General features: G+C 68.8%; 6 protein-coding genes and 1 tRNA gene. 3 read left to right on the top strand and 4 right to left on the bottom strand.

Features of this window, described 5'->3' with window-relative positions; all coding sequences use genetic code 11:
• Positions 1 to 170: 170 nt before the first annotated feature.
• From LRD69_RS30975 to sucC, 4 genes are all read right to left on the bottom strand, one after another.
• Positions 171 to 258: transfer RNA gene (locus LRD69_RS30975), tRNA-Leu, on the bottom strand.
• A 243-nt stretch (positions 259 to 501) separates the two neighbouring features.
• Complete coding sequence (locus LRD69_RS30980; RefSeq protein WP_277330157.1) at positions 502 to 2,064, bottom strand: aldehyde dehydrogenase family protein; 1,563 nt, start codon at positions 2,062 to 2,064, stop codon at positions 502 to 504.
• Positions 2,065 to 2,299: 235 nt separating this feature from the next.
• A complete protein-coding gene (gene sucD, locus LRD69_RS30985; RefSeq protein WP_277330158.1) occupies positions 2,300 to 3,199 on the bottom strand; it encodes a succinate--CoA ligase subunit alpha in 900 nt (299 codons plus the stop codon).
• Between the two features lie 11 nt (positions 3,200 to 3,210).
• Positions 3,211 to 4,344, bottom strand: coding sequence for an ADP-forming succinate--CoA ligase subunit beta (gene sucC / locus LRD69_RS30990; protein WP_277330159.1), 1,134 nt, complete (start codon positions 4,342 to 4,344; stop codon positions 3,211 to 3,213).
• A 164-nt stretch (positions 4,345 to 4,508) separates the two neighbouring features.
• Here sucC and LRD69_RS30995 point away from each other — a divergent pair, with 164 nt between their 5' ends.
• Genes LRD69_RS30995 through LRD69_RS31005 form a run of 3 tightly spaced genes read left to right on the top strand, consistent with a single transcriptional unit; the run spans position 4,509 to position 9,590 of the window.
• Positions 4,509 to 6,191 carry a thiamine pyrophosphate-binding protein gene (locus LRD69_RS30995; protein ID WP_277330160.1) on the top strand — a complete coding sequence of 561 codons (1,683 nt, stop codon included), beginning with the start codon at positions 4,509 to 4,511 and terminating at the stop codon, positions 6,189 to 6,191.
• A gap of 19 nt (positions 6,192 to 6,210) precedes the next feature.
• On the top strand, positions 6,211 to 7,440 hold the full coding sequence (frc, locus tag LRD69_RS31000; RefSeq protein ID WP_277330161.1) for a formyl-CoA transferase: 1,230 nt from the start codon (positions 6,211 to 6,213) through the stop codon (positions 7,438 to 7,440).
• A 2-nt stretch (positions 7,441 to 7,442) separates the two neighbouring features.
• A complete protein-coding gene (locus LRD69_RS31005; protein ID WP_277330162.1) occupies positions 7,443 to 9,590 on the top strand; it encodes an acetate--CoA ligase family protein in 2,148 nt (715 codons plus the stop codon).
• The last annotated feature ends 78 nt before the right edge of the window (positions 9,591 to 9,668 follow it).

The following is a 9,668-nucleotide window of genomic DNA, read 5'->3' on the forward strand; positions in this document are numbered from 1 at the left end:
GTCCTGTTTCCGCAGGTGAGAGGTGCAGCACCCGGACCGCCACCGCACCAACCCCTCACCGAGCCGATCACGCGACCCGAAGGCCTCAGGAACGACGAAAAACCGGTGAGTCATATGACTCAACCGGCAATTCGTGAACGTATCGAGGACGATCTCGTGAACGTCCCTGCTGGTGTCCGAGGGGGGACTTGAACCCCCACGCCCGATAAAGGGCACTAGCACCTCAAGCTAGCGCGTCTGCCATTCCGCCACCCGGACCAGGTGGTCGGCCCCGGTTTCCCGCGGCGACAGAGAAAACAATACCAGGGGTTTGGGGTGCCTCTCACCTGCATATTCGGTGGTCAGTGCAGGGTGGCGGGCACGCTCGGGAGCACTGCGTACGGTCCGTCGTCACGCAGGTCCGCGTAGTGCTCCCGCGCGGTCACCGTACGCTCCCGGTTGAATGTCCGGAAGCGTACGGTGACCGCGGCGGCCGGCCAGAAGGCCGGTCCTCCCCGGTGGCTAGGGCATCAGGTGGTAGTCCGGGAAGTTGCCGGGGAGGCGCTCCCCTGCCGGGCCGTCCGTCACCGCCCTGACCAGGAGCTCGCCGCCCACGAAGGCACCTCGCCAGGAGGCGCCGAAGCCGCCGAAGAGTTCCTCGCGGTCGCCTCGGGAGCGGGGTGTGCCGTGGCCGGTCTTGAAGGCGCGGATCTGTGGGGCCAGTCGGTCGTACGTCGCCGGGTCGTCGGTCGAGAGCGTGGCGACCAGGGCGCCGTTCGAGGCGTTCATGGCGGCCAGGAGCTCCGCCTCCGTGTCGACGAGGACGATGGTGTCGACCGGGCCGAAGGGTTCCGCGTGGTGGAGCGGTGACGACGGAGGCGGGTTGAGGAGCGTGACCGGGTGGAGGTATGCGCCGGTGTCCTGGCCCGGGAGGAACCGGGCGTCGGCCGTCGAACCCCGGTGGAGGGGGATCGCGCCCCGGTCGATGGCCTCCGCCACCTGATCGGCCAGCTCCTTGGCCTTCGCCGCGTTGATCAGTGGGCCGAAGTCCAGCGTGGGGAGCGGGTCCGTGGGGCTTGCGACGGCGAGGGGGTGGCCGGTGCGGAGGGAGCGGACGGCCGGGAGATAGGCCGCGAGGAAGTCGTCGAACGCGCTGCGCTGGACCACGAAACGGGGGTACGCCGTGCAGCGCTGCTTGCCGTAGTCGAAGAGCTTGGGGATGACGGCGGTCAGCGACGGCCAGTCCGTGAAGTTCCAGATGCCCCAGGTGTTGAGTCCCTCCTGTTCGAGGATGTGCCGTTTGCCGAGGTCGGCCACTTCGGTGGCGATGCGAGCTCCGGTGTCCCGGCCGCCGACGAAGGAGACGCATCCGATCTCGGGCGAGCGGACGAGGGGGGCGGAGAGTTCGCTTCCGCTGCCGCTGAGGAGCGTGAGCGGGATGCCCTCGCGGGCGGCCAGGGCGCAGGCCAGGGTGAGGCAGGCGACGCCGCCGTCGGTCGGGGTCTTCGCAATGACCGCGTTGCCGGCCAGGGCCTGTACGAGCATCGCGTGGACCAGCACGGACATGGGGTAGTTCCAGCTGGCGATGTTCGAGACCGGGCCGGGGAGCGGGGTGCGGTCGGCGAGGAGGCGGTCGATGTGGTCGACGTACCAGCGGACGCCGTCGATCGCACGGTCCACGTCCGCCTGGGCGAGACGCCAGGGCTTGCCGATCTCCCAGACGAGGAGGAGGGCGAGGAGTTCCCGGTGCTCGGTGAGTGCGTCAAGGGCGGCGGAGACGCGGGCGCGGCGTTCGGGGAGTGGGATGTGGCGCCAGGCGCGGTGCTGGTCGAGGGAGGCCCTGACCGCCTGTTGGGCGGTGGGGGCGTCCAGGCGGGGCGGGCCGGCGATCGGGGTGCCGTCGACGGGGCTGGTGGCGGGAAGCGGGCTGCCGTCCTGTTGCCAGGACGAACCCCAGAGGTTGAGGACCCGGTCGGTCCGGAAGGCCTCGGGGGCGGTGGTGAGGCAGCGCTGCCAGGCGTCTGTCCAGGCTGTGCCTGGTTTGAGGGTGAGGGTGGGGGCGTTGGTGGGTGGGTTCGGTGCCATGGATGTCTCCGCTCTCGGTGCACAGTCGGGGCGGGAGGTGAATGGCTCGCTCCTACCGGACGGTAGTGAGCGGGGGTGGGGGGCGGGGTGACGTTGGCTTCGGGGTGAGGGACGTCACGCGGCTGAGGTGGGGGCGGGTTGGGGGGCGCCTGGGTCCCGGTGCGTGGGCATCTGCGGTGGGCCTATCGCCTGCCCGCCCCTTCCCGGGGCCGGGGCTCCGCCCCGGCCCCGACCCTCAAACCGCGGACGGATTGGGGATGCCCAGCTTCTTCCTTACGAGCTGTGCCGTCTCCGTCGGTGTCGCGCCCACCGGTACCCCTGCCGCCTCCAGCGCCTTCTGCTTCGCCTCGGCCGTGCCGGACGAGCCCGAGACGATCGCGCCCGCGTGGCCCATCGTCTTGCCCTCGGGGGCCGTGAAGCCCGCGATGTAGCCGATCACCGGTTTCGTGATGTGCTGGGCGACGTGCGCCGCCGCCCGTTCCTCGGCGTCTCCGCCGATCTCGCCGATGAGGACGATGAGTTCCGTGTCGGGGTCGTTCTCGAACGCCGTCAGGCAGTCGATGTGGGTCGTGCCGATGACCGGGTCGCCGCCGATGCCCACCGCCGAGGTGAAACCGATGTCGCGCAGCTCGTGCATCAGTTGGTATGTCAGCGTCCCGGACTTCGAGACCAGCCCGATCCGGCCCGGCACGGGTGCGATGTCGGCCGGGATGATGCCCGCGTTGGACTGCCCTGGCGTGATCACGCCGGGGCAGTTGGGACCGATGATGCGGGTGCCACGGGTGCGGGCGTGGGCGTGGAAGGCCACCGCGTCGTGAACCGGAATGCCCTCGGTGATGACCACCGCCAGGCCGATGCCGGCGTCGGCCGCCTCGACGACGGCAGCCTTGGCGAAGGGCGGCGGGACGAAGACCACGGTGACGTCCGCTCCCGTGGCGTCGATTCCTTCGCGCACCGAGCCGAACACAGGGATCTCCGTGCCGTCGACGTCGACCTTCCGGCCCGCCTTGCGCGGGTTGACGCCGCCGACGATCCGGGTGCCCGACGCCAGCATCCTGCGGGTGTGCTTCATGCCCTCGGCACCGGTCATCCCCTGGACGAGGACCTTGCTCTCCTTGGTCAGGAATATCGCCATGTCCGGTCTCCTCAGGCTGCGTCGGCGAGTTGGGCTGCTCGGCGCGCGGCGCCGTCCATCGTGGTGACCTGCTCGACCAGGGGGTGCGCGTGGGCGTCGAGGATCGCGCGGCCGCGGGCGGCGTTGTTGCCGTCGAGCCGGACGACGAGGGGTTTGGTCAGGCGTACGGTCTGCAGTGCCTGGACGATGCCGTCGGCTACTGCGTCGCAGGAGGTGATGCCTCCGAAGACGTTGACGAAGACCGACTTCACCTCCGGGTCGGAGAGGATGACGGAAAGGCCGTCGGCCATGACTGCTGCCGAGGCACCGCCGCCGATGTCCAGGAAGTTGGCCGGGCGGGCGCCGCAGCCGGCCACGACGTCGAGGGTGGACATGACCAGTCCCGCGCCGTTGCCGATGATGCCGACCCGGCCGTCGAGCTTGACGTAGTTGAGACCTTTGGCGGCGGCCGCGGCCTCCAGCGGGTCACCGTGCGGGTCGTCGGACTCCGCTCCCCATCGGGCCTGGCGGAAGCGGGCGTTGTCGTCGAGGGTCACCTTGCCGTCGAGGGCGAGGATCCGTCCGTCCGTGGTGCGGACGAGAGGGTTGACCTCGACGAGCAGCGCGTCCTCCTTGGTGAGCACCTCCCACAGGCGCCGGAGTACGGGGGCGGCCTCCGGCGGCAGGGATGCGGCTGCGGCGATCTCCGCGGCCTTGCGCTCGGTGACTCCTTCGACCGGGTCGACGGGGATGCGGGCCACCGCCTCGGGGCGGGTTGCGGCGACCTCCTCGATCTCCATGCCGCCCTCCGCCGAGGCGATGGCGAGGAAGGTGCCCGCGGCCCGGTCCAGTACGTAGCTGATGTAGAACTCGGCCTCGATGTCGACGGGTTGCGCCAGCATCACCGTCCGAACCGTGTGGCCCTTGATGTCCATGCCGAGGATCTGGCGGGCGGTCAGTTCGGCGGCCGCCGCGTCGGCTGCGATCTTCACTCCGCCCGCCTTGCCCCGGCCGCCCGTCTTCACCTGCGCCTTGACGACGACCCGGCCACCGAGCCGGCCCGCCGCTTCCCTTGCGTCGGCCGCACGGTCGATGACCTCGGCCTCCGGTACCGCTATGCCGTGTTCTGCGAAGAGTTGCCGTGCCTGGTGCTCGTACAGATCCATAGCCACTCCCGATCGTGCCGATTATGAAAGTGCCGCTCGCCCCCTGGACACCACCCACCGGATGCGGGATAACAAGTTTCATACAGTATTCGTCGACTGTATGCAATGTACCGCGGGAGCGCGGCAATGGCTCCTGCACTCCCCTACGAAGGGCCAGGATCGTCATGCCCGAGGACAGCCAGGAACTCATCTCCGGTGGGCACTTGGTCGCCAAGGCGTTGAAGGCCGAGGGGGTGGAGCGCATCTACACCCTCTGCGGCGGCCACATCATCGACATCTACGACGGCTGCGTCGACGAGGGCATCGAAGTCGTCGACGTACGCCATGAACAGGTAGCCGCTCACGCCGCCGACGGCTATGCGCGGATCACCGGCAAGCCGGGGTGCGCCGTCGTCACGGCCGGGCCGGGGACCACCGACGCGGTCACAGGCGTGGCGAACGCCTTCCGGGCCGAGTCGCCCATGCTGCTGATCGGTGGTCAGGGGGCGCACAGTCAGCACAGGATGGGCTCGCTCCAGGACCTCCCTCACGTCGAGATGATGTCGCCCATCTCCAAGTTCGCCGCCACCGTGCCCGACACCGCCCGTGCAGCCGACATGGTGTCCATGGCCTTCCGCGAGTGCTACCACGGGGCGCCGGGCCCCTCCTTCCTGGAGATCCCGCGCGATGTGCTGGACGCGAAGGTGCCGGTGTCGAAGGCCCGGGTGCCGCAAGCCGGGCAGTACCGGGCCTCGACCCGTACGGCCGGTGACCCCGCGGCCGTCGAGCAGCTCGCCGATCTCCTTGTGCACGCCGAGAGGCCGGCGATCCTGCTGGGCAGTCAGGTATGGACGACCCGGGCGACGGACCACGCCGTCGAGCTCGTACGGACGCTCAATGTCCCCGCCTACATGAACGGGGCCGGGCGCGGCACGCTGCCGCCCGGCGATCCGCACCACTTCCAGCTGTCGCGGCGGTACGCCTTCTCCAACGCCGATCTGATCGTGATCGTGGGTACACCGTTCGACTTCCGGATGGGGTACGGCAAGCGACTCTCCGCCGACGCCACCGTCGTGCAGATCGACCTCGACTACCGCACCGTCGGCAAGAACCGTGACATCGACCTCGGGATCGTCGGCGATGCGGGAATGGTCCTGAAGGCGGTCACGGAAGCGGCGAGCGGTCGGATCAACGGGGGTGCGGTCAAGCGGAAGGCGTGGCTGGAGGAGCTCCGTGCCGCCGAGCAGACCGCGATCGAGAAGCGGTTACCCGGTCTGAAGTCGGATGCATCGCCGATCCACCCGTACCGGCTGGTCAGCGAGATCAACGACTTCCTCACCGAGGACTCGATCTACATCGGGGACGGCGGCGACATCGTCACCTTCTCCGGGCAGGTCGTGCAGCCCAAATCGCCCGGTCACTGGATGGACCCGGGCCCGCTGGGCACGCTCGGTGTCGGTGTGCCGTTCGTCCTGGCGGCGAAGCAGGCCCGGCCCGACAAGGAGGTCGTGGCGCTCTTCGGCGACGGCGCGTTCTCCCTGACCGGATGGGACTTCGAGACGCTGGTCCGCTACAACCTCCCCTTCGTCGGGATCGTCGGCAACAACTCGTCGATGAACCAGATCCGGTACGGCCAGAAGGCGAAGTACGGGGACGAGCGGGAGCGGGTCGGCAACACCCTGGGCAACGTCCACTACGACAAGTTCGCCCAGATGCTGGGCGGTTACGGCGAAGAGGTCCACGACGCCGCCGACATCACGCCGGCGCTGCAGCGGGCCCGGGAGTCCGGACTGCCGTCGCTCATCAACGTCTGGGTCGATCCCGACGCGTACGCCCCCGGAACCATGAACCAGACCATGTACAAGTAACAACAGAGGAGTCGTTGACATGACCAAAGCGCTAGAGGGCGTGCGCGTCCTCGACATGACGCACGTGCAGTCCGGGCCCTCCGCCACTCAGCTGCTGGCCTGGCTCGGCGCGGACGTGGTGAAGCTGGAGGCGCCGTCCGGGGACATTACGCGCAAGCAGCTGCGCGACCTCCCGGACGTCGATTCGCTGTATTTCACGATGCTCAACTGCAACAAGCGGAGCATCACCCTCAACACCAAGACGGAGCGCGGCAAGGAACTGCTGACCGAGCTGATCCGCCGCTCGGACGTGATGGTGGAGAATTTCGGGCCCGGCGCCGTCGACCGGATGGGGTTCACCTGGGAGAAGATCCAGGAGATCAATCCGCGGATCGTGTACGCCTCCATCAAGGGCTTCGGCGAAGGTCCGTACACCAATTTCAAGGCGTACGAGGTCGTCGCCCAGGCCATGGGCGGTTCGATGTCCACCACCGGCTTCGAGGACGGTCCGCCTCTCGCGACCGGTGCGCAGATCGGCGACTCCGGAACCGGCATCCACGCGGTGGCCGGCATCCTGGCCGCGCTGTTCCAACGCGAGAACACCGGGCGCGGGCAGCGCGTCAATGTCGCCATGCAGCACGCGGTGCTCAATCTGTGCCGGGTGAAGCTCCGTGACCAGCAGAGGCTCGCGCACGGACCGCTGGCGGAGTATCCGAACGAGGACTTCGGCGACGAGGTGCCGCGCAGCGGCAACGCAAGCGGCGGCGGGCAGCCCGGATGGGCGGTGAAGTGCGCACCCGGCGGACCCAACGACTATGTGTACGTCATTGTGCAGCCGGTCGGCTGGCAGCCGCTCGCCGGACTGATCGGCCGGCCGGAACTGGTGGACGACCCCGAGTGGGCCACGCCCGAGGCCCGGCTGCCCAAGCTCGACAAGATGTTCCAGCTCATCGAGGAGTGGTCCTCGACGCTCCCCAAGTGGGAGGTCCTGGAGCGGCTCAACGCGCACAACATCCCGTGCGGCCCGATCCTCTCCACCCAGGAGATCATCGAGGACGAGTCCCTGGTCGCCAACGAGATGGTCGTCCAGGTGGAGCACCCGCAGCGCGGCACGTTCACCACCGTCGGCTCGCCGCTGAAGCTCTCCGACTCCCCCGTGGATGTGGTGACTTCGCCGCTGCTGGGCGAGCACAACGAAGAGGTGTACGTCGGCGAGCTGGGTCTCGGCGACGAGGAACTTCGGCTGCTGAAGACGAACGGAGTCATCTGAGCATGGTTGAATCACAGGACCGCGAGACCGTACGGGCGTTGCTCGACTCCGTCCGGACCGACGGACGCAGTGCGCTCACCGCACCCGAGGGCAAGATCGTCGCGGATGCGTACGGGATCGCCGTGCCCGGCGAGGAGTTGGCGCAGGACGTCGACGAGGCGGTGGCCTTCGCGGACCGGCTCGGCGGACCGGTCGTACTGAAGATCGTCTCGCCCGATGTGCTGCACAAGACGGACGCCGGCGGCGTCGTCGTCGGGGTGAAGGGCGCCTCCGAGGTGCGGGCCGCGTACCACCGGATCATCGAGAACGTGCGGGCGTACGCGCCTGACGCACGGATCGACGGTGTGCAGGTGCAGCAGCTGGTGCCGCCCGGGCAGGAGGTCATCGTCGGTGCGGTGACCGACCCGACATTCGGCAAGGTCGTGGCTTTCGGGCTCGGCGGCGTACTGGTGGAGGTGCTCAAGGACATCACCTTCCGGCTCGCCCCGGTCAGCGCGGACGAGGCGCTCTCCATGCTCGACTCGATCGGCGCAGCCGAGATCCTGCGCGGGGTGCGCGGTGCGCCGCCGGTGGACCGGTCGGCGCTGGCCGAGCAGATCCGGCGGGTTTCCCAACTGGTCACGGATTTCCCGGAGATCGCGGAGGTCGATCTCAATCCGGTCATCGCCGCACCGGAGGGTGCGGTCGCGGCCGACATCCGGATCCTGCTGGCGACGGACACCGTCAAGCCCAGGCGTACGTACCGGCGCGAGGAGATCCTCACCTCGATGCGCCGGCTGATGGAGCCGCGCTCCGTCGCCGTGATCGGTGCCTCCAACGAGCAGGGCAAGATCGGCAATTCGGTGATGCGCAACCTCATCGACGGGGGCTTCTCCGGGGAGATCCATCCGGTGAACCCCCGGGCCGATGACATTCTGGGCCGCAAGGCGTACAAGAGTGTCACCGACGTTCCCGGTGAGGTGGATGTGGCGGTCTTCGCGATCCCCGCCAAGTTCGTGGCATCGGCGCTGGAAGAGGTGGGGCGCAAGGGGATCCCCAATGCGGTCCTCATCCCTTCCGGATTCGCCGAGACCGGTGAACAGGCGCTGCAGGACGAGATCGTGGCGATCGGTGAGCGGTACGGCGTACGGCTGCTCGGGCCGAACATCTACGGCTACTACTCGACGTGGCAGGACCTCTGCGCCACGTTCTGCACCCCGTACGACGTGAAGGGCGGGGTGGCGCTGACCTCTCAGTCCGGTGGTATCGGCATGGCCATCCTCGGCTTCGCCCGTTCCACCAAGACCGGTGTGTCGGCGATCGTGGGGCTCGGCAACAAGTCCGACATCGACGAGGACGATCTGCTGACCTGGTTCGGTGAGGATCCGAACACCCAGTGCATCGCGATGCACCTGGAGGATCTCAAGGACGGGCGCGCGTTCGTCGAGGCGGCGCGGGCGACCGTACCGAAGAAGCCGGTCGTGGTGCTGAAGGCCGGCCGTACCAGTGCCGGTGCGAAGGCGGCGGGTTCGCACACCGGTGCGCTGGCGGGCGACGACGCCGTCTACGACGACATTCTCCGCCAGGCCGGGGTGATCAGGGCCCCGGGGCTGAACGACATGCTGGAGTACGCGCGGGCGCTGCCGGTGCTGCCGACGCCCAAGGGCGACAACGTGGTCATCATCACGGGGGCGGGCGGCTCGGGCGTGCTGCTGTCGGACGCGATCGTCGACAACGGGCTCTCCCTCATGGAGATTCCGCCGGATCTGGACGCGGCGTTCAAGGCGTTCATTCCGCCGTTCGGTGCGGCAGGCAACCCGATCGACATCACGGGCGGCGAGCCGCCGTCCACGTACGAGGCGACGATCCGCCTCGGTATGGAAGACCCCCGCATCCATGCGCTGGTCCTCGGCTACTGGCACACGATCGTCACTCCCCCGATGGTCTTCGCGGAGCTGACGGCCCGTGTGGTCGCGGAGTTCCGCGAGCGCGGGATCGAGAAGCCGGTCGTTGCCTCGCTGGCCGGCGACATCGAGGTGGAGGAGGCGTGCCAGTACCTCTTCGAGCACGGCGTCGTCGCCTATCCGTACACCACGGAGAAGCCGGTCGCCGCTCTGGGCGCCAAGTACCGATGGGCCCGTGCGGCAGGACTGCTGGGCGGTGATCGATGACCTGAGTGCGAGAGCTCGAACCACGGGGTCTGCGGCGAACCGCTCGGCCGCAGACCCCGGGCGACGCGAAGTGGGAAC

The organism is Streptomyces sp. JH14 (genome assembly GCF_029428675.1).
Classification (GTDB): domain Bacteria; phylum Actinomycetota; class Actinomycetes; order Streptomycetales; family Streptomycetaceae; genus Streptomyces.